Below are 25,789 nucleotides of genomic sequence, written 5' to 3' on the forward strand. Positions count from 1 at the left end.
GGGAAGGAGGGGGTCCGTGGGGGAACCATGGGTTCCCCCACGTCGAGGTGCCGGGGCTGGGAGTCGAACCCAGATGTCCCGTACGGGACAGCCGGTTTTAAGCCGGCCGCGTCTGACCAGTTCCGCCACCCCGGCAGGGATTCACGCCGAGGCTAGATGATCGATGCCACGAGCTCGCGCGTTCGGCTGCGCGATCTGGCGCGTCCGGGCCGCTTCCAGAGCGGCCGGCCCACGCCCCGACACGGACGATCTCCTGGCATCGATCTAGCTACGGCCGGGCAGGAGCGCGTCCGGCGGGAAGCGCTCGGGGCCCTTGAACTGGTACGCGTCGAAGAAGGCGCTGAAGGCCGCCTCGTCGAAGGACGGGCATTTCGCGAGGTACGCCGTCCCTTCGGAAGGATCGTCGCCCGTGACCCACGCGCCGAGCGAGATCTGGTCTCCGAGGTCCGGATACGGCGCCAGGACCGTCCCGCGGGGATGGCCCTGTGCGAACTGCCGCAGCGCCGCGACCGTTTCCTGCGGCACGTCCTCGCCGTACTGCACCGCGATCGCCCCGTGCTCGAGGTTGTGGACGAGCTGCGCCTGGTTGACCGGCTCGTCGTACAGGCCGTAGACGACCGGGGTCGGGTAGTGCGGGCCGCTCGTGGGAGGAGTCGTGTCCCACGCCTTCGACGTGCCCGACGGGCTCGTGACGGAGTGGTTGCCCTCGAGGGCGGGAGTCGCCGTCAGAGCGCACCCGGCGTCCTCGAGGGCGGCCCGGGCGTCCCCCGAGTCCCCGCCGCCTCCGAGCGTGAAGGCAAGCGCCACGGCCACGAGGGCGATCGCGGCGGCCCCTCCGGCTCCGAGCAGAAGCAGGCGGCTGCGATCGTCTTTCTTGGCAGGGGGCCTGGGCTTCCCGTGCGGACGCGGCTTCGGCGGCATGGAGCGGAAGGATAGCGACGGGCCTTGGCGGATCCGTCCGGCCCGGGCGCTACGGTCCGGTGCCCTCGTGACGATCGTCGCTCTCCTCATCGGCCTCCTCGTCGGCGCCAGTGGCGTCCTGTTCCTCCTGCGCTCCGCGCTCGCCGAACGGCGTGCGCGTGGAGAGCGCGTGCTGGAGCTGGAGCGCGAGCTCGCGGGCGCCGGCGCGCGCCTCGAGGCAGCCGAGCGGTCTTTCGACGTGAGCCTCGCCGAGGCCGTGCGGGCGGCGTCGGCGGAGGCGTTCCGCGACAGCGGCACCCGGTACCTCGATGCGGCGCGCGGTCAGCTGGAGAGCACCGTCGCTCCTCTCAAGCAGTCGCTCCATGACGTGGGAATGCGCGTGCAGGAGCTCGACCGGGCGCGAGAGCAGGCGTACGGGGCCCTGCGCCAGCAGGTGTCCCTGCTCAGCGAGCGAACAGGCAACCTCGCGAACGCGCTCCGCTCTCCGTCCGTACGCGGCCGCTGGGGCGAGACGCAGCTCCGGAACGTCGTCGAGCTCGCCGGGATGCTCGAGCACTGCGATTTCGTCGCCCAGGCATCCACTCGGGACGCAGAGGGGGATCTCCTTCGTCCGGACCTCGTCGTCCGCATCCCCGGCGGCAAGCAGGTCGTCGTGGACGCGAAGGTGCCACTCGCCGCGTACCTCGAGGCGTTCGAGACGAGCGACGAGGACGAGCGGGCCGCGCGACTGGCCGCCCACGCCCGGCAGGTTCGCGATCACGCGACGAAGCTCGCGGCGAAGGCGTACTGGCGGCAGTTCGCGCCTGCGCCGGACTTCGTGGTCATGTTCGTCCCGGACGAGACGCTGCTCCGCGTCGCGCACGAGCACGATCGGCGACTGGGCGAGGATGCGTGGGCGCAGGGCGTCGTGCTGGCCTCGCCGAGCACGCTGATGACGCTGCTCCGCACCGTCGCCGCCGTCTGGCAGCAGGAGACGGTCGCTCGGAGCGCACAGGCGGTGCACGAGCTCGGCGCCGAGCTCCACAAGCGCCTCGGAACCTTCGCAGGCCACCTCGCGAAGGTGGGGCGCTCGCTCGACGGCGCGGTCGGCGCCTACAACGAGGCGGTCGGCTCGTTCGAGTCGCGCGTGCTCGTCCAGGCTCGCCGGCTGGAGGAGCACGGCGTCACCGGCGAGGTCGAGTCGCCGGCGCAGATCGAGCGGCAGGCGCGCTCTGTCGGCGCCGGAGAGCCGGACGAAGCAGCAGTCCTCGAGCTGCCGCGCGACGCGCACGCGGCATGACGACCACGGGCGGGGCTGGAACATGCGGGCGCTCCGCAGCGTTTCCTAGAGTGAGGGGTATCAACGACCTGGGGAGCACTGTCGGACCGTGAACGACGTCCGCAACGTGATCGTGATCGGCGGCGGGCCCGCCGGCTATACGGCCGCGCTCTACGCAGCGCGCGCGAACCTCGAGCCGCTCGTGATCGAGGGGTTCAACTGGGGTGGCCAGCTGATGATCACCTCGGATGTCGAGAACTACCCGGGCTACGCCGACGGCGTCCTCGGGCCGGCGATGATGCAGGACTTCCGACGGCAGGCAGAGCGGTTCGGCACGACGTTCGTCACGGACGACGTCACGCGCGTCGACTTCTCGCAGCGGCCCTTCCGCGTCTGGGTCGGCGACGACGAGTACCGTGCCGAGTCGGTGATCGTCGCGACCGGCGCGACCGCGCGCCAGCTCGGGATCGAGTCCGAGCGGCTGCTGCAGGGCCGCGGTGTCTCCTACTGCGCGACGTGCGACGCGGCGTTCTTCCGCGACAAGGTCGTAGTGGTCGTCGGCGGCGGCGACTCCGCGATGGAGGAGGCGCTGTTCATCTCCCGGTTCGCGAGCAGGGTCGTCGTCGTCCATCGGCGCGAGGAGTTCCGCGCCTCGCCGATCATGGTCGACCGCGCACGGTCGAACGAGAAGATCGAGTTCGTGCTGAACAAGGTGGTCGAGGAGGTGCTCGGCGACGACAAGGTCACCGGTGTGCGCGTCAAGGACACCGTGACGGGCGAGGAGAGCGAGATCGACGCCGACGGCGTGTTCGTCGCGATCGGCCACGACCCGAACACCGCGCTGTTCCTCGACCAGCTCGACCACGAGCCCGACACCGGCTACCTCCTGACCCGGGGGAAGTCGACCGAGACGAACATCCCGGGCGTGTTCGCTGCGGGCGACGTCCAGGATCACGTGTATCGCCAGGCGGTCACCGCCGCCGGTTCCGGGTGCGCGGCCGCGCTCGACGCCGAGCGCTGGCTCAGCGAGCAGCGGCACGCTGCGCTGCGCACGCCGGTCGCCGCGTCCTCGTAGGCACCGTTGGTACCGGCCGACTGCGCCGCTACCCTCGGCGTGGGTGAGCGCTCCGGCCCACACCCCGTCCCCCGCGGGTGAGCGGATCGCCGTGGAGGCACGTGCTCTCGCCGTGCTCGACCGTGCGCTGCCGTTCCTCGGCCCTGGCCTCGCGCTCCTGCTCGGGCTGGTCGCGCTCGGCCACCGGTCGCTCGACATCGACGAGGCCGCGGCTGTCGGCGCCGCAGAAGGCTCCTTCGCCGATGTGCTCGAGCGGGCGTTGTCCGACGATCCTGCACGGGCCGGGTACCTCGCGCTGCTCCAACCGGTCTCGGCGTGGAACGACGCCGAGATCTGGGTTCGGCTTCCGTCGGTCGTCGCCGCCGTGGTGGCGGCGATCGCCGCGTACCGCCTCGGACGGCGTCTTGCCGGCAGGCACGCCGGCGCAGCGGCGTCGCTGATCCTCGCCTCGAGCGTCGGCGTCGTCTCGCTGTCACGCTCGGTCGGCCCTCTCTCCCTCGCCCTGGCTGCGATGCTCGTCTCCAGCGCCCTGTTCGCGAGGGCCGTCGACCGGGGCAACACGCTCTGGTGGGTGGTCTATGCCCTGAGCGCCGTGGCGCTGCCACTGACCCATCCGATCGCCGCGAGCGCACTGGCGGCCCAGGTGGCGGCACTCGTCGTTGCGCGGCGCGAGGTCGACCTGCGGCTCGCAGTGCCCGCGATCGGCGTGGCGGTGCTCGAAAGCGCGTTCTTCCTCACCGCGGCCGTTCTCGACCGGGCCGATGCGGGCGACGGCGCCGGGCCGCTGGAGCTCACCGACGTGGCGTTCGGGGCCGGGCGCGCGCTCGGCTGGAGCCCGGTCGTCGCGGCACTCGCCGTGTGGGGCATGATCACGCTGCACCGGCAATCCACCGCGGGAGAAGGCCGCTGGAAGGCCGCGCTGGTCGCCGGTCTTGCCGCATTCCCCCTGCTCGCCGTCCTCGTCGCGGGGATTGCGCTGCCCGTCTTCCCCCGCACGGCCCTCACGGTCGCGGCGGGCGGAGTCGCGCTCGGCGCGGGCGTCGGGCTCGTCGCGATACCCGATCGCGGGCTCAGGCTCGCCAGCCTGGCCGCCGTCGCCGCCGTCGCCGTCGCTGCGCTCGCGACCGCCGCGACCGAGGACGCGGACCAGGACTGGCGCGCGGCCGCACGGCTCGTGCGCGAGCAGACGACGGCGCGCGACACCGTCGTCGTCCTGCCGCAGCGCGCGCGTCCGGCGTTCGAGTACTACGCATCGGGCATCCGGCCGAGCACGGTCGGGCGCGGCGAGGCGGTCACCGTCGTGATCGCCGGCGACCCCTCGCTCGCGGTCGCCACCGCGCGTCACGTCGTCGCTCCGCCCCGTTTCGCGCTCCTCTCCGAGGAGAGCGCAGGCACGAGGCTCGGGGTGCAGCGGTGGGTCCGTCCCTGACGGGTCCTCCCGTCAACGACGACCCGGCGTTCCCTGCGCCCCGCGAGCAAGCGGATCGAGACCGGCCGCCACGCGCGCAGAGGGGCACAGATCGACCAGCACGCACTCCTCGCAGCGCGGCCGTCTCGCGTCGCATACCCGCCGTCCATGCCAGATCAGCAGGTGCGGAAACCGAGCCCAGTCCGGGCGAGGGACGATGTGCTGCAGGTCGCGCTCGATCTTCACCGGATCCTCGTTGCGCGTCAGCCCCAGCCGCTGGGAGAGCCGGCGGACGTGGGTGTCGACGACGATCCCCTGCGCATGGCCCAGCTCGGCGGCGACCACGTTCGCGGTCTTGCGCGCGACTCCCGGAAGCCGCGTCAGATCCTCGAGGCGACGAGGCACCTCGCCGTCGAACTCCTCCAGGAGAACGCGCATCGCCCCCCGGATCGCCCTGGCCTTCTGCCGGTAGAACCCGGTCGCGTAGATGTCCCGCTCGAGCTCCTCGACGGGAACCGCGAGGTAGTCCTCGGGGCGCCGGTACTTTCGGAACAGGTGCTCCGTGACGCGGTTGACGTTCACGTCGGTGGTCTGGGCGGACAGCATCACCGAGACCAGGAGGTCGATGTCGCTCTCGAACCTGAGCGCGATCGTGGCGTCTGCGTGCTCGGCGGCGAGCCGCCCGACGATCGGGCGAATCCGTTCTCGTCGCGATCCGAGGCCGCGGCGCCGTGCCTCGCCGACGTAGCTACGCGCCACGGCGCCGGCCCTCGAAGATCGCCGTCGCCTCCTCGGCGGCGACCTCGCTCCGCACGACGCCGCCGTACCAGTCGTCGAGCGCGGGGAATCCCGTGCCCGCGAGCGCGGTGAGGGCAGCCTCCGCGTCGTAGTGCGTGGAGACGTGCGCCACGCCACCGTCTCCGAGAAGGGCCCATCGGGCGTCGGGCGAGCCCTCGTACGGCATCCCCACGCTGCCGGCGTTGACGAGCCGGATGCCTCCGACGCGTCTGTCGAACTGCACGTGTGTGTGACCGCAGACGACGACGTCGGCAGGTGTCCCGGCGAGCACGGCCGCCACATCCTGATCGGGCGTCGCCGCCGTGAGGATGTCGGTGTCGGACGACGGTGTTGCGTGGCAGAAGAGCACTCGGCCGAGGTCGAGCTCGAGCTCGACCGTCGCCGGCCACCGCGCCACCCGCTCGAGCCGCTCGGGGCCGAGGCGGGCGGCTGCCCAGAGGCCGATCTCGCGGAGGGGCCCCTCGTCCGGCGGAGAGACGGTCTCGCGGTCGCCGTTCCCGCTGAGGAAGCGCACGCGCTCGCCCTCCGCCTCGAGGCGCTCGAGGCACTCCGCGGGGAGCGGCCCGGCGACGAGGTCGCCGCCACAGACGATCAGGTCGGCGCTCGCACATCGCGGGTCGACCAGCACCGCCTCGAGCGCCGGCAGGATCCCGTGGACGTCGTAGAGCGCGGCGACCCGCATGGCCAGGACGCTATCCGGCGGCGGTCAGCTCCGGTGCGGCTGCGCCGTCGTGGGCGCCGCCGAGCGCAGGGCCGGCGCAGACGCGATCGAGCGCCGGGCAGCCGGAGCAGGCGAACGGGCTCGGCGTCGGCCGGAAGTCGCCCTCACGAATGCGACCGACGGCCTCTCCGAGCTCGCGCTCGAGGGCGTCGACGTCGGCGCGCGTGTAGGTCGACGAGACGACGGCTTCCGGAGACTCGAGGAACTGGTACACGACCTCGACCTCGTCGCAGCCCGCACGGAAGCATGCGAGCGCGTAGACGATCATCTGCGACCTGTACTCGGCGTCGACGATCTCGGCGGGCACGCGGCCCTCGAGGCCGTTCGTCTTGTAGTCGAGGACGAGTGCCTGCGCGCCCGAGCGCCAGAGCACGTCCAACCGGCCGTTCAACAGCACACCGTCGAGCTCGAAGGCGAAGGGCCTCTCGACCCGGACCCCGTCGAGCGCTGCGATCCGTCGCGCGAGCGTCGAGCCGCAGTACGCCTGCACGTGACGGGCGACGTGCTCGAGCTCCGCCGCGCTGATCGTCGGATACCACGCGCGGAGGAGATCCCCGAGGTCATCCGGCGGCCGCGGGTCGGCGAGGTCGACCCGCTCGAGCAGACGATGGACCGCGTCTCCGATCTCGGTCGGGTGCAGGGCAGCACCGTTGCCGCCGCCGTCGCCCCCCCAAGCGACCGGCCGCATGCCGGCCACCCGCTCGGCGTAGTAGCGGTACGAGCAGCGCTCGAAGAGGGAGAGCGCGCTGTACGACAGACGCGTCACGCGGTGCAGCGGCGGGTCCGGCACCACGGTCAGCTCCCGTAGCCGCGGAGCGCGGGGCGGCAATGCCTCGCCCGAGCCCTCGAACAGCGCAAGCTGACCCGTCTCCGTCGCCACCGGCTGCTCGGGACCGGAGTCGCCGACCGGGGTCGGATCGGGCTGCCCGCGGTCGACCCGCAGGACGACGGTCGCGGCGCCCCGCTCGACCTCCACGGGCCCGTTCGGCGACTCGTTCCGTGCCTCGTCCTCGAGGGCGAGCCGGTTCAGCACCCAGCCGATAGGCGTCTCCTCGCCCGCCTCGCCGGGGGCGCCGACCGAGCCCGACACGATCAGCCGCTCCATGGCACGCGTCATCGCGACGTAGTAGAGGCGCAAACGCTCCGCCTGCTCCGCGCGGTCGCGATGCTCCTTCACGTGCTGGTAGGACGCAGTGCTCACGCGGGTTCCGGTCGCCGGATGGGCCACCTTGAACCCGAACCGGCCGTCCGAGAGCGCGAGGATGTCGGAGACCGGCGGCCGGCTGCGCCCCGCGTCGGCGACGACCACCACCTTGAACTCGAGCCCCTTGGCCCCGTGGATCGTGAGCAGGCGGACCGCGTCCGAGCCCTCTTCCTCCGAGACGGCCTCGGACTCCTTCGCGCCGACGGCCTCCTGACCCTCGACGAAGCGCACGAAGCCCTCGAGGTCCGCGCCGCGCAGCTCCTCGTAGGAGCGCGCGAGGCGTGCGAGCTTGCGCAGGTTGGCGTAGCGGCGGCGGCCGTCGGGCCGGGCCAGGACCGCGAGGTCGTAGTCGTGCTCGGCGAGGATCCGCTCGCACAGCAGCTCGAGCGGCACGTGGGACGAGAGGTCGAGCAGACGCTCGTAGCGCTGCCTGAACGCCATCACCAGCCGGCGATCACCCTCCGGGAGATCGTCGGGCAGCGACCGTTCGAGGCCCCGGAAGATGGGCTGTCGCTGCGCCTCCGCCCGGATCAGCACGAGCGCGTCGTTCGAGACGCCGACGAACGGCGATGCGAGCACCGTGAGGAGCGCCTCGTCGTCGTAGCGGTTGTGGAGTAGCCGAAGGTACGCGAGGAGGTCGACCACCTGCTGCTGGCCGAAGTAGCTCCGACCGGCCGCGCGGTAGGTCGGCAGGCCGACGGCCCGCAGCTCGTCCTCGAACCACTCGGCGTCCGTCCCGGCGGCGAAGAGGACCACGACCTCACCCGGGGTCGCGTCACCGGCGTCGACCAGCTCCCGCACCCGTCGCGCGACATGCCGCGCCTCCGAGCGACGCCAGTGCACGCCGGCCGCGGACGCCGAGGCCTTGTCGGTGACGAGCAGCTCGAACGCGTTCCGCAACGACGCGGCACCCGCGCCGTCGGCGGGCTCGAGCCGCTGGAACTCGTCGCCGAACTCGGAGGCGAAGAGCTCGTTCACGGCTGCCAGGAGCTCGGGCCGCGATCGATGGTTCAGCGTCAGCGGCAACACGGTGGGGGCGGCCGCGCGCCGCTCGCGGAAGACCGCGACGTCGGCGTGCCGGAAGCCGTAGATCGACTGGAACTCGTCTCCGACCACGAAGAGGTCGGTCGACGTCCCGGAGCAGAGAAGGTCGAGCAGCTCGGTCTGGAGCCGGTTCGTGTCCTGGAACTCGTCCACCATGATCGAGCGGAACCTCTGCCGCTCGCGCTCGCGGACGGCCGGGTCGTCGCGCAGGAGGTCTCGCGCGCGCAGCTGGAGATCCTCGAAGTCGAGCGCGGACTCGCGGTCCTTGGCTTCGGCGTACACGGCTCCGAAAGTGGTCAGGAGCTCCTGGAGAAGGTCGCGGTCGCGGGCAGCGAGGTCCTCCAGCGACGCCGCGACCACCGCGTCCCGCGCCTCGGTGAAGGCGGCCGCGCGTGGGCCTCGCGCCTTCATCTCGGAGAGCGCGAGGAGCCGCTCCGGGAGAACCGATGCCTCGATCAGCTCGAGGGCGGCCGAGGCCGCTCCGCGCTGAGTCTCGGTCGCCTGCCGGTCGTCGAGCAGGCACACCGCCGCCTCGCGCAGCGCGTGGACGCGCGGCTCGAGCTGGGCACGTGCCCCGGGCTCGAGCACGAGCTCACGGCCCGCGGAACGGAGCGTGGCGTAGACGTCGACGAGCATTTGGCGGAGCCCGACCGCGCCGTAGGTGGCCAGGAGCTGCCAGCGGGCGGGCTCGTCGGCGGAGCAGAAGCGCTCGAGCGCGGCGGTGAAGGCCTCCGCCTGGAGCACGAGCGCCTGCGGCTCGTCGAGCACCCGGAACGCGGGATCGATCCGCGCGGCGAGCGGATAGGCGCCGAGCACCCGGCGGCAGAACCCGTGGATCGTCGAGACCCATGCACCGTCCAGCTCGAGGGCGAGGTCCGGGCGTCCCCGCTCGATCAGCTCGGAACGGATCCGCGCCCGAAGCTCTCCGGCCGCCCGCTCGGTGTACGTGATGACGAGCAGCGAGTCGACGTCGAGGCCGTCCTCGACCACCGCGCGCACGAATCGCTCGACCAGCACGGCCGTCTTGCCGGTCCCGGCACCCGCCGCCACGAACACGGTCCCGTGCGCGTCCACCGCCGCGCGCTGCTGGTCGTTCGGCACCGCCTTCACGGACGGTCCTTCCGGCACATCCGCCAGAGATCGCACCAGTGCGGGCATTCGCCCCCCTGCGGGTCGTGGCGGACGTCGCCCCCGCGGATGCGCTCGACGAGCCCGACAGCCGTCCCACGCGCGCTGTCGACCGCCTCGTCGAACTCGTCGGCCTCGAGGTAGTCGCGTGCGCTGAAGCCTGGCACCCCGTCGCCCCCGGCCCGCAGCATCCCGCGAGGCCGGCGACCACCGCCGACGGGCACGTAGACGCCGCCCACCGGCTCCAGCCCGAGCTGCTGGCGCAGCACGAGCATGTAGAGCGGCAGCTGGAGCAGGTCGCGGTCGCGGATGTCGGAGGCCGACGCCGCAGCCCCCGACTTGTAGTCGATCACGATCCCGCGCGCTCCCATCGGGTCGCCGTCGACCCGGTCGATCTTGCCGCTCACGACCACTCCGGGCTCGAGCGCGAAGGAGCGGAAGGAGACCTCGAGGTGGCGAGGCACGAAGGGTGACTTCGAGGCCGCCTCGTCGCGCACGAGCTGCTCGAGGTCGCGTTGGAGCCCCTGCTCGAGCTCGCGCCGGTCGAGGTCTCCGGCGTCGATGCGGAGGCCTGTCTCGACGGCGTCGGCGACGCACTCACGCATGAGGGTGACGGCCTGCTCGACATTCGCCTCGGTCACCCTGTCGGCGCCGGGGAGCGCGCTCGGAAGCTGCTGGTAGAACCGCTGCAGCGCCGCGTGGAGGATCGAGCCGCGCAGCATCCGGTCGATCTGCTTGTCGATGGTGGCCGGGCGGAGGTAGCGCTCCACGAACCAGGCCGACGAGCAGGAGGCCATGCGCTCGAGCTCCGACACGGAATACGCGTCCCTGCCTCCCATCAGCCGGAGAGCACGCTCGTGCGTCACGCGCGTCGGCCGATCGAACGCGCGGGACGCCCGGGACAACCTCCGGTCCCAGCCGTTCTCGCGGGCGAGCGCGGCCGCCTCCGCCGGGGTATCGGCAGCGATGCGCGCGAGCGCACGCAGCCGCTCGCGCTCGGTCGGAGCGGCCTCGAGCTCCGACGTCAGCGCCGACAGCGAACGGCGCGTCGTCTGGCGGCGGACATCGTCCTCGTCGAACAGCTCGCGCACGGCCTCCCAGAACGGGCTCGGCTCTCGCGGCGACCCCTCGTCGCCGACCGCCTGGCGGACGAGCACGAGCCTGCGGCGCGGCCGCGAGCACGCGGTGGCGAACAGGTAGCGGTCGCGACTCGCCGTCTCCGGCCGCACGAGCCGGGCGCCCCGTTGCTCGTCGAGCGCCCGCCGCGACTCCTCGTCGAGGAACGGCTCCACGCGCGGCCGGCGCGGTAGCGAGCCCTGCTCGAGCCCCAGCACGAAGACGGTGTCGAATCGCCGCGTCCGGGCTCGCATCAGGTCGAGGACCGCGACCCGGCCGGGCGCGCCCGCCGGCTCCCCGCGTACGCCGGCGCGCTCGAGCGTCGCGAGCACGTCGCCCCGCGAGATCTCGAAGTCCCCGGCCGACAGGGCGTCGAGTTCGTCCAGCACCCTCGCCACAGCGTCGTGCCCCTGCAGATCCGACCGGGCGCGGGGCCCGAGCGGCGGCGCCGTCGTGCCGTGGGCGTTCCGCAGCATCGCGGCCGCAAGCCTGCGAACCGCGGCCGTCGGGGGGCCTTCGGCGAGGGCGAGATCGAGCGGCGGGAGCGACCTTCCGTCGCGGAGCTGGACGGTTACCTCCATCGCCCGGTCGCCGCGGCGGATTCCTCTGCCCCGCAGGCGGCCCTCGATCCAGTCGACGTCCTTTCGCTGGAGCCCGGAGTACGGCGAGCGGAGGTGCGCGTAGAGCTCTTGCCGCTCGCCGTCCAGCCAGGCGAAGCGGAGCAGGGAGAGAAGCGCATGCCCGAACGGCGTCGTTCGAAGGTGCCCCCGGCCTTCGAAGGCCACGGGCACGCCGAGGGCCGCGAACGCAGCACCCAGCGCGAGCCGGACCGCGTCGACAGAAGGGCAGACGACCGCGATCTCCGCAGGCGGCGTGCCACCGCGGATGAGGTCGAGCGCCTCCTCCGCGACCAGCTCGAACGTGCCGCGCGCACCCGCCCCCTCCAGGAACCGGATCGAGCCGTCGAGCGGAGCGCGAACCGGGGCTTCGCCGAACAGTGCGCGCTCCACGTGAGCGAGCCCCGCAGGAAGGAACTCCCCGGAGCGAGGCGGTAGCTCCACGACCGCGTCACCCGCGAGCGCGGAAAGGTCGCCGACCGTCCTTCGAAGCGACGCGTAGACCGCGCGCCCGGGCTCGTACGGAAGAGACACGTGGACGTCGGCCCGCGCGGAGAGCGCCTCGAGCAGCCGCCACTCCGCGCCGGTCAGGTCCTCGAAGCCGTGGGCGAAGACCGGGCTCGCACCCCACGCACCGAGCTCGCCGGTGAGGCGCTCGATCGCGCGGCGCCGGATCGACCCGCGATCCCACGCGTCGAGCCCTGCGAGCCGGCCGCGATACCCCCGCGCGAGGGAGGCGAGCGGCTCCGCAAGGTCGTCGGGCTCGAGCAGGGCACCGTCGAGCTCGGCGAGGGCGCGGCCGGCCGCTTCGGCGAAGCCCGGGAAGCGTGCTCCTTCCCCGCGGGCGGCGTCGGCCAGCTCGCGGAGCAGGACCGTGCGCTCGGCATCGCCGAGGAGCCTCTTTCCCTCCCCGCCGCCGTGGGCGAGCGACTCGAACAGGGTGTCGAACGTGCCGACGGTCCCCGCCAGCAGCCCCCCGCAGCGCGCGATCAGCTCGCGCTCGAGCGGCTCGACGTCGGTGCGGTTCGGGACGATCAACCAGGGATCGCGCTCGATCGCCTCGACGAACCTGTCGAGCAGCAGCTCGACCTTCCCGGCGTGAGCCGGACCGACGACGAGGGAGAGTCCCACCGGCGCATGGTAGTCGGGCGGTTCTCGTGTTCCCGCTTACGCCGGCGGCGCCGGGCACGCGAAACCCGCTCGGAGCGGAGAGAAACGAACCGGGAGAGACCAGGGGCCCCGGCCGTCGCCGGAGCCCCTCGCAGGTACCGCTGCCGAAGCGCCTTCTCGACCGATCCAGGCGCTCCTCAGGCGAGCGACTTGGGCTTGCGTCCCCGTCGCGCCACGGCCGATCCGGGCATGCCTCCGGCGCACGAATCGCAGAGATCTGCGGCCTTCGCGCCGCGCCGCGCGTCGGTGAACGTGACTCGCATGACCGCGCCTTTTCCTTCCTCGACTTCGGCGCCGCACTTGTCGCAAACGAGCACTGTCTTTCGTGCCACGATTCCCTCCAATTGCGAAAAACGCGGACGCGGTTTCCGCGAGATAGACGATGAGAACTCGGCGGCCATTATACGCGCGGATTTCCGACATCTTCCAGCCCGGACTCGCAGGCCGACCGTCTACACTCCCGCCTCGATGGATGCGCGAACGATCGTCGTCCTCGAAGGCGACCAGACGGGCCAGGAACTGCTCGAGGCCGCGATCCGCGTTCTCCAACCCGAGGTCGTCGGGCTGGAGCTCGAGCTGCCTCGCTTCGATCTCTCGCTGGCGAAGCGGCGGGAGACCTCGAATGCCATCGTGCACGAGGCCGCCCGCGCGATTGCCGCCCACGGTCTCGGGCTCAAGGCGGCGACGATCACCCCGGAAGGCCGTGACGACGTCGGCTCGCCGAATCGCATCCTGCGGGAGGACATAGGCGGGAAGGTGATCGTGCGCACCGGACGGCGGATTCCGGGGGTGCTCCCGGTCGGGGGTGTCCACTCGCCGATCTCGGTCGTGCGGATGGCCGTCGGCGACGCGTACGGTGCGAAGGAATGGCGGGAAGGCTCCGGCGACGACGAGGTCGCTCTGCGCACGGAGAGGATCGAGCGCCGCGTCTGCCGTGCGGTCGCGGAATTTGCATTTTGCCAGGCCGAGCGCACGGGAGCGAAGGTGTTCGGGGGACCGAAGTACACGGTCAGCCCGATCTACGAGGGAATGTTGAAGGAGGAGATGGACGCCGCCGCAGAGCGTCACCCGGAGGTCCCGTACGAGCCGCAGCTGATCGACGCGACGTTCGCGCTCCTGATCTCGTCGAGCGGCGCGCCGATGGTGATTCCAGCGCTCAACCGCGACGGCGACATTCTCTCCGACCTCGTCCTGCCGCTGTTCGGGTCGATCGCGGGGTCGGAGTCGCTCCTCGTCGCCTTCGCCGACGAGGTGGTCGACCGCCCTTCGGCCCTGATGGCCGAGGCCGCCCACGGCACCGCGCCGGCGCTCGAGGGCAAGGACGTCGCGAACCCGATGGCGATGATCCTCGCCGCCGCCGCGCTTCTCGCGCACACGGACGACGAGGAGTGCCAGCAGGCTGGACGGGCGATCCGGGAGGCGACCCTCGAGGCGGTGGCGGAGGGTGTCCGCACCGCCGACCTGAGCGGGCACCACGGGACGACGGCGTTCACCGACGAGGTGATTCGCCGCACGCGGAGCAAGCTAGAGGTCTGGGCGACCCTGTAGCGCGGTTCTCAGGCGGCCGCTGCGGCCGAGCTCCAGACGATCTCGCCCGCGTCCAGGGCCGCGAGGAACGCGTCGGCGACGTCCGGGTCGAACTGGGTCCCGGAGCAGCGCTCGATCTCGCCCGCGGCTTCTGCTGGTGCGAGTGACGGACGGTAGGGCCGGCCGGCCGTCATCGCGTCGAACGCGTCGGCGACGGCGAGGATCCGCCCCTCGAGCGGGATCGCCGCGCCGGAGCGGCGGGTGGGGTAGCCGAGCCCGTCCCAGCGCTCGTGGTGGAAGAGCACGTACGGAAGCGCAGGCGCGAGTGTCGGCACGCCTGCGATCAGCCACATCCCTTCCACGGGGTGCGCCCGGATCTCGGCGAGCTCGTCCTCGTCGAGCCGCCCCGGCTTCCGCAACACCTCCGGCCGGAGGTTCACCTTGCCGACGTCGTGGAGAGCGGCGCCGAGCCGGAGCGCGTCGAGCCTCTCGCCCTCCCAGCCCATCCGGATGGCCACGACCTCCGCATTGGCGGCGACGCGCGCGGCGTGGGCCCCGAGGGCGGGATCGCAGACCTCCATCACGGTCGCGTAGGGGGCGAGTCGAGCCACGGGCTGTCTGGTTCCCGCCGCGGAGCCGGAACCCTTCCCGTAGATTCCGTGCACATGCGAGTGTGCGTGCCCCGGGAGTCGGCGCCCGGCGAGAACCGGGTTGCCCTCACCCCCGAGGCGGCCGGAAAGCTTCAGTCGTCGGGGTTCGATGTCGTGGTGGAGCGAGGGGCCGGGGTGCTCGCAGGCTTCCCCGACGAGCGCTACGCGGAGGGAGGGGCCCAGCTCGCGGATCACGCGCAGCTGACCGACGCGGCCGAGGCGGTCGTGCGCGTCGCGACGCCGACCGCAGAGGAGGTCGCTGCGCTGCGACCCGGGGTCGTCCTGGTGGGGTTCCTCGAGCCGCTCACGGATGCGGAGGGCATCGCGCGCCTCCAGGCGAGGGGTGTCGTCGCATTCGCAATGGAGTCGATTCCGCGGATCACGCGCGCCCAGTCGATGGACGCCCTCTCGTCCCAGGCGACGATCGCGGGCTACAAGGGCGTGATCCTCGCCGCCGACCGCAGCCCGAAGCTCTTCCCGATGTTGATGACGGCTGCCGGCACGGTCGCGCCCGCGCGCACGCTCGTGATCGGGGCGGGCGTCGCCGGCCTGCAGGCGATCGCCACCGCGCGGCGCCTCGGCGCAGTCGTGTCCGCGTTCGACGTGCGTCCCGCGGCCGCGGAGCAGGTCTCCTCCCTCGGCGCGACGTTCCTCGACCTCGGCGTGCGCGGCGAGGAGTCGGAGGGAGGCTACGCGAGGGAGCTGACCCCCGAGCAGCAAGCCCGGCAGCAGCAGGCGCTGGAGGAACGGCTCCCAGACTTCGACGTCGTGATCACGACGGCCGCCGTGCCGGGTCGGCCGGCGCCCAGGCTGATCCCCGGGCACGCGGTCGAGTCGATGAAGCCGGGCTCCGTGATCGTCGACCTCGCCTCGGAGAGCGGCGGGAACTGCGAGCTCACGGAGCCCGGGCGCGAGATCACACACATGGGCGTGACGATCGTCGGCCTCACGAACGTCGCGTCCCTGATGCCTGCCGACGCCAGCCGCCTCTACGCCCGCAACGTGACCGCGCTGCTCGAGCACCTTGCCCCGGGCGGGGTGCTCGACCTGGACTTCGAGGACGAGATCACGGCCGGCGCCTGCGTGGCCCGGCCCCCGGACGGCCCGACGGCGACCGGAACCGGCGAGGAGGACGCATGACAGACCTCGGGCTCGTCGTCGAGCTGACGATCCTCGTGCTCGCGATCTTCCTCGGGTTCGAAGTGATCTCGAAGGTGCCGACCATGCTGCACACACCGCTGATGTCGGGATCGAACTTCATCCACGGGATCGTGATCGTGGGGGCGATCGTGGTGCTCGGGCACGCCGACGACGGCTTCACCAAAGCGGTCGGATTCGTGGCGATGGTGCTCGCGACCGCCAACGTCGTGGGCGGCTGGTTCGTGACCGACCGCATGCTCGAGATGTTCAAGCGCCGGCCCGACGAGCGGCGGGAGCGTTAGTGCCCCTTCAGGTGGTGCCCTCCAGGTCCCCCGCGTGCGATAGGCGGCGCCATGCGTCGTCCTCGGTCGCCCCGATACCGTGGGGTATCGAGGCTCCCTGCGTCCTAGCCTGGCTTGCCTCTCGCACGCGAGGAACGAGGCAGCATCATCTGAAGGGGCACGCGTGATCTCCGACCCCGACGTCGTCGGCCTCCTCTACCTCGTCGCGATCGTCTGCTTCGTCGTCTCGCTGCGGTTCCTCTCCTCGCCGAAGCACGCGCGCAGGGGCAACTGGGTCGGCGGCCTGGGGATGGTGATCGCGATCGCGACCACGCTCGCGCTCGACGGCATCTCCAACTGGGGCCTGATCGCGGCGGGCGGCGTCATCGGCGCGATCGTGGGCGTCGTCGGCGCCCGCACCGTGAAGATGACCGCGATGCCGCAGATGGTCGCCCTGTTCAACGGGGTCGGCGGCGGAGCGGCGGCGCTGATCGCGCTCTCGGAGTTCCACGTCGCGGTGGAGGGCTCCCTTGCAGGCGACGAGATCGTCTCGATCGTGCTCTCGGCGCTGATCGGCTCGATCTCGTTCTCCGGCTCGCTCGTCGCCTTCGCGAAGTTGCAGGAGCTCATGTCCGGCCGGCCGATCGTGTTCTCCGGCCAGAACCTCTTCAACTCGGCGATCCTGCTCGGCGCCGCGGCCCTCGGCGTCGCCCTGGTCGCAGGGGTCGACACGGAATGGGCCCTGATCGCGCTGATCGCCCTGGCGCTGCTCTTCGGTGTGATGTTCGTGCTCCCGATCGGCGGCGCCGACATGCCGGTCGTGATCTCGCTCCTGAACGCCTTCACGGGGCTCGCCGCCTCGGCAACCGGCTTCGTCCTCGACTCGACCGTGTTGATCGTCGCCGGCGCACTCGTCGGCGCCGCGGGCACGCTGCTCACGCTGCTGATGGCGAAGGCGATGAACCGCTCCGTCGCGAACGTGGTCTTCGGCGCGTTCGGCCAGGTGCAGGCGGGAGCCGGTGCGGCGCGGGTCGACGACGGCCGCACCGTGCGGGCGACCACTCCGGAGGACGTCGCCGTGCAGCTCTCGTTCGCCCGCAAGGTGATCATCGTCCCGGGCTACGGCCTGGCCGTGGCACAGGCCCAGCACGACGTGCGCCAGCTGGCCGAGCTCCTCGAAGAGAAGGGCATCGACGTGGCCTACGCGATTCACCCCGTCGCAGGACGGATGCCCGGCCACATGAACGTCCTGCTCGCCGAGGCGAACGTCCCCTACGACCAGCTCAAGGAGATGGACGAGATCAACCCGGAGTTCCCGCAGACCGACGTCGCGCTCGTGATCGGAGCGAACGACGTCGTCAATCCCGCCGCCCGGAGCGACCCGGCGAGCCCGATCTACGGAATGCCGATCCTGGACGTCGACAAGTCCGCGAGCGTGATCGTGATGAAGCGCTCGATGGCTCCGGGATTTGCCGGCATCGACAACGAGCTGTTCCTCGACCCCACGACGACCATGCTGTTCGGCAACGCGAAGGACTCGATCGTGAAGCTCATTGCCGCGGTCAAGGCGACCTAGAGGCTCGATGTGGCTCGTGGGCACGCGCGGTTGGGGGCCTGCGCCCGGCGCAACGCGCCCGCCACGCACCCTGAACCCACATCGAGCCTCTGGCAGTGCCCCATTTCAGGTGATGGCGCTCGCGACCGGCGTCCGCGATGACATGAACGAGCGTCGCCGGAACCACCGATGAGGACGATCAGGGAAGAATCCGAGCTCCGTGACCTCCTGGGGGAGCCCACGGACATCGTGCGGGCGAAGATCGCCGACCGCCTCGACGACCTCACGCGCCAATTCGTCGATCGCGCCCCCTTCGTCCTGCTCGCGACCTCCTCGCCCGGCGGGACGTGCGACGTGAGCCCACGTGGAGATCCGGCCGGGTTCGTGCGCGTGCTCGACGAGCGCACGCTGCTGCTTCCCGAGCGCCCCGGCAACCGGCTCGCGGACTCGCTCCGCAACATCCTGCAGAACCCCCACGTGGGCCTGCTCTTCGTCGTCCCGGGGGTCGGCGACACGCTCCGGGTGAACGGCCGCGCGGAGATCGTCGCGGACGAGGAGCTCCTCGCGCAGTGCGCGGTCGAGGGCAGGGTCCCGAGGCTCGGGCTCCTTGTCGAGATCGAGGAGGTGTTCACCCACTGCTCGAAGGCGTTCCTGCGCGCGCAGCTGTGGGACCCGACGCGCTACGTCGACCGCAGCGAGCTCCCCTCGTCGGGCGAGATCCACCGGAGCCGCGACCCGTCCTTCGATGCGGATGCCTACGACGCCGAGCGGGCCGAGCGCTACTCCAGGCGGGAGGGGTTCTACTAGTGTCGGTTCCCGTGCTCTCGCGCGAGGCGGTGCTCGCCGCCGTCTCGCCGCAGGACGCGTACACCGCCGTCCGCAACGCCTTCGTCGCCCATCACCGGGGTGAGTGGGTGATGCAGCCGAAGGTGTACGTGACGAACTACCCCGCAGGCGACTTCCGCGCGATGCCCGCGCTCGGCGGTGGGCATGCCCTGCTGAAGTGGGTGACGTCCTTCCCCGGGAACCCGGCCCTGGGGCTACCGACCGTGACCGGCCTCGTCGTCCTGTCGAACGCCGAGACGGGGCAGCTCGAGGCGATCCTCGACGCCGCCTCGGTGACGGCGCTCCGCACGGCCGCGGCCGGGGTTCTCGCCGCCGACACGCTCGAACGGGAGGGCTCGTCGTCGGTCGCAGTCGTCGGCTGTGGGGTCAACGGCGCGGAGACGGTGCGCATGCTCGTGGCTCACGGGCGCACGCCGGTCGTGTGGGACGTGGACGCGCAGCGCCGCATCGCCGCGGCACAGCTGGGTGCCGAGGAGGCCGAGTCTCTCCGGCACGCGCTCGGGTGCGACGTGGTGATCACGGTGACCCCCGGAAGCACCGTCCTCTTTCCGGAGGGATCGCTGCGGCCCGGGCAGCACATCTCGCTGATGGGTGCGGACGGCCCCGGCAAGGCGGAGATCGCGACAGCGGAGCTCGGGCGCGCGCACCTCTTCTGCGACGACTGGGAGCAAGCGAGCCACGGAGGCGAGCTGGCCGCAGCCGTCGCCGCCGGGATCGTGGAGCGAAGCGACGTCACGCAGCTCGGGGGCGTGCTCGCGGGTGAGGCGCAGGGCCGCCGCAACGACGAGGACGTCACGCTCTTCGACTCGACGGGCCTTGCGATCCAGGACCTTGCGATCGCGCGGGCGGCGCTGTTCAGGTCGGTCGAGCTCGACCTGCCGCGCGTCGAGCTCTGAGCGCCCGGCCGCCCCGCTCAGCCCAGTAGACGCGACGGCTCGAACAGGTCGAGCAGAGGGTCGCGGTCACCCAGGATCGCCCGGGCAATCAGCCGGCCGCAGGCGAACCCGAGCACGTTCCCATGGCCCGAGTAGCCACCCGCCACCCATGTCCCCGGCAGTCCCGGAACCTCGCCGACGACCGGTAGGAAGTCGAGTACGAGGCCGAAGATCCCCGCCCAGCGGTAGTCGACCCGGAGCTCTCGCCCCGCGAGCTCGTTCACGAACGCCGAGAGCGCGTGCTGGACGTCGTCGGTCAACGCCTCCTCGGCGGTGAACTCGCGTCCCAGCGACACGTCGCGGAAGCCGCCGGCCACGATCCGCCCGTCCTCCGTCTGGTGCCAGTAGTCGAAGCCGTGACGCCCGTAGTGCGGGCTCTCGAAGAGGCGCTCCGCCAGCGGCTCCGTGGCGATCACCTGACCCCTGGTCGGGATGATCAGGCCCTCGAGCTCGCCGAGCAGGCCGCTCGGGTACCCGTCGGTCGCGACGACCACGGTCTCGGCCTCGAGCTCTGAGCGATCGCCCACCCACCGCCCCTCGACGATCTCGGTACCGGCCGCCGCTGCCCGTGTGGCGAGGCCCCGCACGAGCCGTGCAGGCTGGAGCGCGGCGTCGGTGGGGTGGCGGATCGCCGCCGTGAAGCGGCCGGAGAGGGGCCCGGTCGGCGCGTCGATCCAGTCGGCTTCCAGCCCGTCCGCCCAGAGCGCCTCGATCTCGTCGCGGAGGTCCTCCCGCTCCTCGCCGTCCGCTGCCAGCCTCAGGCTGCCGAGGCGGCGAAACGCGTCCCCGCCCACCTCCGCCAGCGCTCGGAGCTCCCCTTCGGTCCACTGCCAGAGGGCCAGGGCACGCTCCCGCCCCAGGGCGCCGACCACCTGGTCGTACGGCGCCGCGGTGCCCCGGAGGGCAAAGCCGCCGTTCCTCCCACTCGCACCCTCCGCGACACGCCGAGCGTCGACGACCCTGACTCGGAGCCCGGCGTCCGTCAACGCGAGCGCGCACGCGCACCCTGTGATCCCGGCGCCGACGATCGCCACGTCGACCGGCCCGCCTCTGTGGTCTGCCGCCAGCTCGGGGGCAGCCTCGTCGAGCCAGTACGGCTTCACCGGGCGATCGTACTTCGCACGACTCCCTCCTCGAGCGAGACGGCTCCCGAGAGCTCGAGCAGCGCGAGGGCGGAGGCGAGCTCGGCCGCGTCGAGGCCCGTGGCGCGCGTCAGCCCGTCGGGGGTCGCGGCGCCGCCGGCGATCGCCGCGAGGACGGCCGCCGCGGCCGGATCGTCGGGAATCTCTGGCTCGGCGCGGCGTGCTTCCAGCCCGAGCGCCTCCAGCACGTCGCCCGCACACGTCGCGGGTGTCGCTCCCTGACGGAGGAGCGCGTTCGATCCTGCGCTGAGCGCCGAGGTGATCTCACCCGGGACGGCGAGTACCTCACGGCCGTCCTCGAGGGCGAAGTCCGCGGTGATCAAGGCCCCTGATCGCTCACGCGCCTCGACGACGACCGTCGCGCGAGCGAGGCCCGCGATGATCCGGTTGCGGGCCGGAAACCTCCAGGGGGCAGGCTCGACGCCCGGCTCGTACTCGGAGACGACGAGGCCGCCGGACTCCACGATCGCACCGGCGAGCCGCGTGTGGGCGGCCGGGTAGTCGCGGTCGATTCCGCACCCGAGCACGGCCACGGTGGCCCCGCGCGCCGCGAGAGCGCCGCGGTGCGCCTCACCGTCGATCCCGCGTGCCATTCCGCTGACGACGACCGCACCCGCCGCGGTTGCCTCGGTCGAGAGGAGGCGCGCCGCGGCCCGGCCGTACCCTGAGCAGGCACGGGCGCCGACGATCGCCACGCAGGCTCGCTCGAGCAGGTCCGGCGCCGCGTCACCGCGCAGCCACAGGCGCGCAGGCGGATCCGGGATCTGCGCGAGGAGCCGCGGGTACCCCTCGTCGTGCCGCTGGAGGCAGCGGATCCTCATGGGCTCGTGAGGCCCGAGGGTGAACGGTACGAGAGTGCCTCGGCGACGTGCTCGGGGAGCACATCCACGGAGCCCGCGAGCGCCGCCGCCGTGCGGGCGACCCGGGCGACTCGCGCCCGTCCCCGCCCGGTGAGCGGCAGCCTGTCGACGGCGCGGTCGAGCAGCTCCGATGCCGCCGCTGTTCGCCGCGGCGTCGCCGAGTGGAGGCGGGCCACTCCGTCGACGACGCGCGCCCGCACTGCAGCCGACGGCTCCGACGGCCCGGCAGCGAGCTCTTCCGCCGGGGGCCTCGGCATGGCGACGACGAGGTCGAACCGGTCGAGCAGCGCTCTCGAGACCTTGTCCCGGTATGCGGCGATGCGAGCGGGCGGGCACACGCAGTCGAGCCGGGGGTCGCCCCGCCCGCCGCAAGGGCACAGGTTCATGGTCGCGACGAGCCGGAATCGAGCGGGGAAGAGCGCGCGTCCTCCGACCCGCGCGACCGAGACGACACCGTCCTCGAGCGGCTGACGAAGCGCCTCGAGGACCGAGCGTGGGAACTCCGGGAGCTCGTCGAGCAGCAGCACGCCGCGGTGCGCCAGGCTGACCTCTCCGGGCCTGGGCACGGCGCCGCCTCCGATCACCGCAGCGGGAGAGGCTCCGTGGTGCGGTGCCCGGAACGGAGGCACCGAGATGAGGCCGGACGCGGGTGCCAGCGTCCCCGCCACGGAATGGATACGGGTGACCTCGAGCGCCTCGCCCCGCCCGAGGGGCGGGAGGATCGACGGCAGCCGGCGCCCGAGCATCGTCTTCCCCGTGCCTGGAGGGCCCGCGAGCAGCAAGTTGTGGCCTCCGGCCGCCGCCAGCTCGAGCGCCCTGCGCCCACGCTCCTGCCCGCGCACGTCGGTGAGATCCGGCACCGGTGCCGACGGTCGGCCATCGTCCGTCGGCGGCGAGGGCGCGATCTCGTCCTGCCCGAGGAGATAGCCGACGGCCTCGGCCAGGTGGCGCACCCCGACGGCCTCGACTCCCGCGAGAGCGGCCTCACCCGATGAGTCGGCGGCACAGAGCACGCGCGGGAACCCCGCCCGCGCGGCGCCCTCCGCCGCGGCGATCGTCCCGGCGACCGGGCGCACTCGGCCGTCGAGCCCCAGCTCGCCGATGCACACGTGCTCCTCGAGCCGGCCGGAGGGAACCTGACCGGAGGCTGCGAGGATCGTCAGCCCGATCGCGAGGTCGAAGCCCGTGCCCTCCTTGCGCAGCGCAGCCGGGGCCAGGTTGACCGTGATCGCGTGGCGCGGCCATTCCAGGAGCGCCGAGTGCACGCCGCTCCGGACACGGTGCTTGGCCTCCTGACACGCGCGGTCGGCGAGGCCGACGATCGAGAAGGACGGCTGCTCACCCGAGCGCAGGTGCGCCTCGACCTCGACGCGGCGCGGCTCGAGGCCGACGAGCGCGAACGTGACCGCGCGGCCCAGCACCTCTCGACCGTACGGCCGCACCAGTGACGCGAGTGGGTCGGGTTCGTGCCGGAAGTGTGACGCGGGCAACGGGGGAGGGACGCGCCGGGCGTCCCTCCCCCGAGCCTGGAGCGGCGCTAGCCCGTGTAACAGAGGACGTAGAGCGTGAACGTGCTCGAATTGCCGCTGTCGTTCCCTCCCGTCGCCCGGAAGCCCGTGACGCTGTTGTTCGTGACGATCGGGGTCAGGCGCTGGGTCCACAGCTCGCGATTGGCCGCGTCGTCGCTCCAGCCCGTTCCCGCCGAGATCGCCTTCTCGTTGGCGTTACAGCTCACGGTCACCGACTGCGTGGCGTAATTCGAGTCGGGCGCGGCGCCTCCCGCGACCGTGACGCCGGCCTGACGCACGGTGATCGGCCCGATCGTGCCGGCGGGACCGGCGGGACCGGCAGGGCCGGCAGGGCCGGCAGGGCCGGCGGGCAGCGAGCGCGCGGCGAAGTCGGCGCGCGTGAGCGAGCCGTTCAGCACCAGGGATCCCGTGACCGCGTTCCTGGCGATCTTGGCGCCGGTCACGTTGCGGTTCTTGATCTTCGCCGCGGTCACCGCGTTCGCGCGGATCTGGGCGGTACCGACGGAGTTCGGCGCGAGCGCCGTGACCGCCGCGACGCTCGTCCCGGTCAGCGCGACGAGCAGCGCGAGGCAAGCGACGACCATCGCCGGGGAGGGCCGGTGCCTGATCAACCTGTGCATGTGACCTCCTGTTCGGGAGCGGATCGACGGCCAGCATGGAGAAGCGATGTGAGCATCCTGAAAGGAGCAGTTGCTCAGGCCGCGCGGCAGACGAGCACCGACTCGAAGTACTCCCCGGAGCGCCGGCCGGTGCGGCGGTTGACGTGGCGCTCGAGCCGCTCTTCGAGTCGCAGCTCCGCGCGGCGCAGGATCTCGGGGTAGAGGGCGCGCCTGTCGTTGACCACGATGCACACGGGCCCGCCCGGGACCAGCCGCCTCCGCGCATTGGCGAGAACCTCGACGACGCCGTCGACGTACGCGTGGATCGCAGCCCGGCCGACGCCGCGCGCGGGACGGCCGAGCTCCGCACCGCGGTGCTCGTCCAGCCCGAGCAGCTCGTAGGCGTAGCGATGCTGCTCGTGGTAGTCGATCAGCCCGGGATAGGGCGGGGAGGTGACGACCGCGTCGAACGGACCGCCCAGGTCCAGCTCGCGCGCATCCCCGTGCTGCACCGACGCGTGCACGTCGTCCGCCCGGACCGACGCGAAGCCCTCGATCCGCTCGAGCGTGTCGAGTGTGTAGCGCAGGAGAAAGCGCCGCGCCTCCTCGACCGGCCGACAGGTGCGGCGATGCTTGTGACACCAGTACGGCTCGACCTGCGGCTCACGCGGGAAGTCGAGGTCGAAATGGGTCGTGCGGCGGGCTGACCGCGCGGCGCGGGTGAGGACGACGCGCAGCACATCCGCCGACGCGACCTCCTCGACGAGCGAGCGGTAGTGGAGGAGCTCGGCCGCCGCGCGCGGCGCGTACCACGCGCGCACGTATGGCGACGCATTCGCGGGACCCGGCCCGTCGGACTCGAAGGCCTCGGCGCGCTCGTGCGCCCAGAGCAGGTCACGACGGACGGCGTCCAGATTGTGCCGACGCGTCTTCACGCGCATCAGCAGGCAGTTGAAGCCCGCCACGTCGATGCCCGTCGCGTCTCGGCCCGACTCGAGGGACTGCACGAGCGTCGTCCCGGAGCCCGCGAACGGGTCGAGGACGTGTCCGCCAGGCACGACGTAGCGCTCGAGCAACGCCTCCACGAGCTGGGGGACGAACTTGCCGAGGTAGGGGTGGAGCCGATGGACGTGCTTCGTGCGCTCGCGCTCGGGGAGCTCCGCCTCGGACCAGGAGAGCGCGAGGTCGAGCCGGCCGTAGAGGGCCTCCTGCGTGGCCGCCATGCCACCGTATTCGCCGGTCGGCGCGGCGGTCCTCGCAGGAGGCCCGTCTGGTGAGAGCTACAACCCTCGCGCTGCGTCGAACGCGCGCAGGCGCTCGATGCGAGCCGCCATCGGCGGGTGCGTCGAGAAGAGTGACGACATGCCGTGCCCCGAGAGCGGGTTCGCGATGTACAGCGACGCGGTGGCGGGGTTGACCGGCATCGGCAGTGCCTTCACACCGCGCTGCAGCGTGCCCAGCGCATCCGCGAGCGGCCGGCCCCCGCCGAGGAGCTCGGCGGCCGTGTGATCGGCCAGGAACTCGCGCTGCCGCGAGATCGCGAACTGGAGGAGCATCGCCGCGATCGGCGCGACGACGATCGCCGCGATCGTCCCGATCAGGCCGAGCGGGCTCTCGTCGTCGTCTCCTCCGAAGAGCCACTGGAACTGCAGGAAGTGCGCGATCGCCGAGATGGCCGCGCCGATCATCGCGGCGATCGTCGTCACGAGCACGTCCCGGTTCCGGATGTGTGCGAGCTCGTGTGCCAGCACGCCCCGTACCTGATCGCGGGGCATCAGGGCGACGAGTCCCTCGGTGACAGCGACGGCGGAGTGCTTGGGGTCGCGTCCGGTGGCGAAGGCGTTCGGCTGCTGCGACGGGATCAGATACAGCCGCGGGACGGGGATGCGGGCGCGGGCGGCGATGTCCTCCACGTCGGCGACGAGCTCGGGGGCCTCGCCCGGCGCGAGCGGGCGTGCCCGGCTCATCTTGAGGGCGATGCGGTCCGAGAACCAGAACATCGCGAGGTTGAACGCGACGGCGATCGCCAGGAACGCGACAATCCCGCCGGTGCCTCCGACGAGGCCGCCGACCGCGACGAAGAGCGCGGAGAGCCCGGCGAGCAGGATCCAGGTGCGCATGCGGGTGTTCATCAGGTGCTTTGGTTCCTTTCCGGCTGACGTGTGTCCGTGTCAGCCGGAGGTTTCTCCCGCCACGCTTCGCGTGGCCGACGCGCCCGGGAACGTCGGTGTCGCCACCGCACGGCCGTGTTGACGAGCGCGCCCG

At 72.2% G+C, this 25,789-nt stretch carries 21 protein-coding genes and 1 tRNA gene; 9 read left to right on the forward strand and 13 right to left on the reverse strand.

Going from position 1 to position 25,789, the window contains the following annotated elements; translation table 11 throughout:
* Positions 1 to 48: 48 nt before the first annotated feature.
* A tRNA-Leu gene (locus tag VFO26_RS08650) sits at positions 49 to 135 on the reverse strand.
* A gap of 129 nt (positions 136 to 264) precedes the next feature.
* Positions 265 to 921: a DUF3105 domain-containing protein gene (locus VFO26_RS08655; protein WP_325114544.1), complete on the reverse strand. Its 657-nt coding sequence runs from the start codon at positions 919 to 921 to the stop codon at positions 265 to 267.
* Positions 922 to 988: 67 nt separating this feature from the next.
* Between VFO26_RS08655 and VFO26_RS08660 the strand changes: the two genes are divergently transcribed.
* From VFO26_RS08660 to VFO26_RS08670, 3 genes are all read left to right on the forward strand, one after another.
* Entirely contained in the window at positions 989 to 2,200 is a 1,212-nt protein-coding gene (locus tag VFO26_RS08660) for a DNA recombination protein RmuC (RefSeq protein ID WP_325114545.1), read from the forward strand.
* Positions 2,201 to 2,288: 88 nt separating this feature from the next.
* Complete coding sequence (gene trxB / locus VFO26_RS08665) at positions 2,289 to 3,254, forward strand: thioredoxin-disulfide reductase (RefSeq protein ID WP_325114546.1); 966 nt, start codon at positions 2,289 to 2,291, stop codon at positions 3,252 to 3,254.
* A gap of 43 nt (positions 3,255 to 3,297) precedes the next feature.
* Entirely contained in the window at positions 3,298 to 4,683 is a 1,386-nt protein-coding gene (locus VFO26_RS08670) for an ArnT family glycosyltransferase (RefSeq protein ID WP_325114547.1), read from the forward strand.
* Between the two features lie 12 nt (positions 4,684 to 4,695).
* Here VFO26_RS08670 and nth read toward each other — a convergent pair whose 3' ends face one another.
* The 4 genes from nth to VFO26_RS08690 are packed head-to-tail and all read right to left on the reverse strand — an operon-like array spanning position 4,696 to position 12,421.
* Complete coding sequence (gene nth / locus VFO26_RS08675) at positions 4,696 to 5,421, reverse strand: endonuclease III (RefSeq protein WP_325114548.1); 726 nt, start codon at positions 5,419 to 5,421, stop codon at positions 4,696 to 4,698.
* Entirely contained in the window at positions 5,411 to 6,142 is a 732-nt protein-coding gene (locus VFO26_RS08680; protein WP_325114549.1) for a metallophosphoesterase family protein, read from the reverse strand. The genes nth and VFO26_RS08680 overlap by 11 nt, the downstream gene beginning before the upstream one ends.
* A gap of 10 nt (positions 6,143 to 6,152) precedes the next feature.
* A complete protein-coding gene (locus tag VFO26_RS08685; RefSeq protein WP_325114550.1) occupies positions 6,153 to 9,539 on the reverse strand; it encodes a UvrD-helicase domain-containing protein in 3,387 nt (1,128 codons plus the stop codon).
* Complete coding sequence (locus VFO26_RS08690) at positions 9,536 to 12,421, reverse strand: PD-(D/E)XK nuclease family protein (protein WP_325114551.1); 2,886 nt, start codon at positions 12,419 to 12,421, stop codon at positions 9,536 to 9,538. Before VFO26_RS08690 ends, VFO26_RS08685 begins: the two co-directional genes overlap by 4 nt.
* A 507-nt stretch (positions 12,422 to 12,928) precedes the next feature.
* Here VFO26_RS08690 and VFO26_RS08695 point away from each other — a divergent pair.
* Positions 12,929 to 14,008 carry an isocitrate/isopropylmalate family dehydrogenase gene (locus VFO26_RS08695; protein ID WP_325114552.1) on the forward strand — a complete coding sequence of 360 codons (1,080 nt, stop codon included), beginning with the start codon at positions 12,929 to 12,931 and terminating at the stop codon, positions 14,006 to 14,008.
* A gap of 8 nt (positions 14,009 to 14,016) precedes the next feature.
* Here VFO26_RS08695 and VFO26_RS08700 read toward each other — a convergent pair whose 3' ends face one another.
* Positions 14,017 to 14,598 carry an HD-GYP domain-containing protein gene (locus tag VFO26_RS08700; protein ID WP_325114553.1) on the reverse strand — a complete coding sequence of 194 codons (582 nt, stop codon included), beginning with the start codon at positions 14,596 to 14,598 and terminating at the stop codon, positions 14,017 to 14,019.
* Between the two features lie 54 nt (positions 14,599 to 14,652).
* Here VFO26_RS08700 and VFO26_RS08705 point away from each other — a divergent pair, with 54 nt between their 5' ends.
* The 5 genes from VFO26_RS08705 (at position 14,653) to VFO26_RS08725 (ending at position 19,355) form a co-directional block, all read left to right on the forward strand.
* Complete coding sequence (locus VFO26_RS08705; RefSeq protein ID WP_325114554.1) at positions 14,653 to 15,777, forward strand: Re/Si-specific NAD(P)(+) transhydrogenase subunit alpha; 1,125 nt, start codon at positions 14,653 to 14,655, stop codon at positions 15,775 to 15,777.
* Entirely contained in the window at positions 15,774 to 16,079 is a 306-nt protein-coding gene (locus VFO26_RS08710; RefSeq protein WP_325114555.1) for an NAD(P) transhydrogenase subunit alpha, read from the forward strand. Before VFO26_RS08705 ends, VFO26_RS08710 begins: the two co-directional genes overlap by 4 nt.
* 163 nt (positions 16,080 to 16,242) lie before the next feature.
* A complete protein-coding gene (locus VFO26_RS08715) occupies positions 16,243 to 17,634 on the forward strand; it encodes an NAD(P)(+) transhydrogenase (Re/Si-specific) subunit beta (RefSeq protein ID WP_325114556.1) in 1,392 nt (463 codons plus the stop codon).
* Between the two features lie 168 nt (positions 17,635 to 17,802).
* Positions 17,803 to 18,420: a pyridoxamine 5'-phosphate oxidase family protein gene (locus VFO26_RS08720; RefSeq protein ID WP_325114557.1), complete on the forward strand. Its 618-nt coding sequence runs from the start codon at positions 17,803 to 17,805 to the stop codon at positions 18,418 to 18,420.
* Entirely contained in the window at positions 18,420 to 19,355 is a 936-nt protein-coding gene (locus tag VFO26_RS08725) for an ornithine cyclodeaminase family protein (RefSeq protein WP_325114558.1), read from the forward strand. The genes VFO26_RS08720 and VFO26_RS08725 overlap by 1 nt, the downstream gene beginning before the upstream one ends.
* A gap of 17 nt (positions 19,356 to 19,372) precedes the next feature.
* Here VFO26_RS08725 and VFO26_RS08730 read toward each other — a convergent pair whose 3' ends face one another.
* From VFO26_RS08730 to VFO26_RS08755, 6 genes are all read right to left on the reverse strand, one after another.
* The gene (locus VFO26_RS08730) at positions 19,373 to 20,497 is read right to left on the reverse strand and encodes an FAD-dependent oxidoreductase (protein ID WP_325114559.1); all 1,125 of its coding nucleotides are present in this window, start codon (positions 20,495 to 20,497) and stop codon (positions 19,373 to 19,375) included.
* Positions 20,494 to 21,357 (reverse strand): DNA-processing protein DprA, encoded by an 864-nt coding sequence (gene dprA / locus VFO26_RS08735; RefSeq protein WP_325114560.1) that lies wholly within the window; start codon positions 21,355 to 21,357, stop codon positions 20,494 to 20,496. Before dprA ends, VFO26_RS08730 begins: the two co-directional genes overlap by 4 nt.
* Positions 21,354 to 22,817, reverse strand: a complete 1,464-nt coding sequence (locus VFO26_RS08740) for a YifB family Mg chelatase-like AAA ATPase (RefSeq protein WP_325114561.1) — start codon at positions 22,815 to 22,817, stop codon at positions 21,354 to 21,356. Before VFO26_RS08740 ends, dprA begins: the two co-directional genes overlap by 4 nt.
* A 116-nt stretch (positions 22,818 to 22,933) precedes the next feature.
* On the reverse strand, positions 22,934 to 23,545 hold the full coding sequence (locus tag VFO26_RS08745; protein ID WP_325114562.1) for a hypothetical protein: 612 nt from the start codon (positions 23,543 to 23,545) through the stop codon (positions 22,934 to 22,936).
* A gap of 74 nt (positions 23,546 to 23,619) precedes the next feature.
* Entirely contained in the window at positions 23,620 to 24,747 is a 1,128-nt protein-coding gene (locus VFO26_RS08750) for a DNA methyltransferase (RefSeq protein ID WP_325114563.1), read from the reverse strand.
* A 57-nt stretch (positions 24,748 to 24,804) separates the two neighbouring features.
* Positions 24,805 to 25,644 carry a M48 family metalloprotease gene (locus VFO26_RS08755; RefSeq protein WP_325114565.1) on the reverse strand — a complete coding sequence of 280 codons (840 nt, stop codon included), beginning with the start codon at positions 25,642 to 25,644 and terminating at the stop codon, positions 24,805 to 24,807.
* Positions 25,645 to 25,789 lie beyond the last annotated feature (145 nt).

The organism is Gaiella sp., assembly GCF_035710885.1.
Classification (GTDB): Bacteria; Actinomycetota; Thermoleophilia; order Gaiellales; family Gaiellaceae; genus Gaiella.

Bases quoted from the DNA above. Each gene is read 5' to 3' on its own strand.
- VFO26_RS08655 (WP_325114544.1), bottom strand. From the start codon at position 921: ATGCCGCCGAAGCCGCGTCCGCACGGGAAGCCCAGGCCCCCTGCCAAG.
- VFO26_RS08680 (WP_325114549.1), bottom strand. From the start codon at position 6,142: ATGCGGGTCGCCGCGCTCTACGACGTCCACGGGATCCTGCCGGCGCTC.
- VFO26_RS08695 (WP_325114552.1), top strand. From the start codon at position 12,929: ATGGATGCGCGAACGATCGTCGTCCTCGAAGGCGACCAGACGGGCCAG.
- VFO26_RS08705 (WP_325114554.1), top strand. From the start codon at position 14,653: ATGCGAGTGTGCGTGCCCCGGGAGTCGGCGCCCGGCGAGAACCGGGTT.
- VFO26_RS08710 (WP_325114555.1), top strand. From the start codon at position 15,774: ATGACAGACCTCGGGCTCGTCGTCGAGCTGACGATCCTCGTGCTCGCG.
- VFO26_RS08720 (WP_325114557.1), top strand. From the start codon at position 17,803: ATGAGGACGATCAGGGAAGAATCCGAGCTCCGTGACCTCCTGGGGGAG.
- dprA (WP_325114560.1), bottom strand. From the start codon at position 21,357: ATGAGGATCCGCTGCCTCCAGCGGCACGACGAGGGGTACCCGCGGCTC.
- VFO26_RS08745 (WP_325114562.1), bottom strand. From the start codon at position 23,545: ATGCACAGGTTGATCAGGCACCGGCCCTCCCCGGCGATGGTCGTCGCT.
- VFO26_RS08750 (WP_325114563.1), bottom strand. From the start codon at position 24,747: ATGGCGGCCACGCAGGAGGCCCTCTACGGCCGGCTCGACCTCGCGCTC.
- VFO26_RS08755 (WP_325114565.1), bottom strand. From the start codon at position 25,644: ATGCGCACCTGGATCCTGCTCGCCGGGCTCTCCGCGCTCTTCGTCGCG.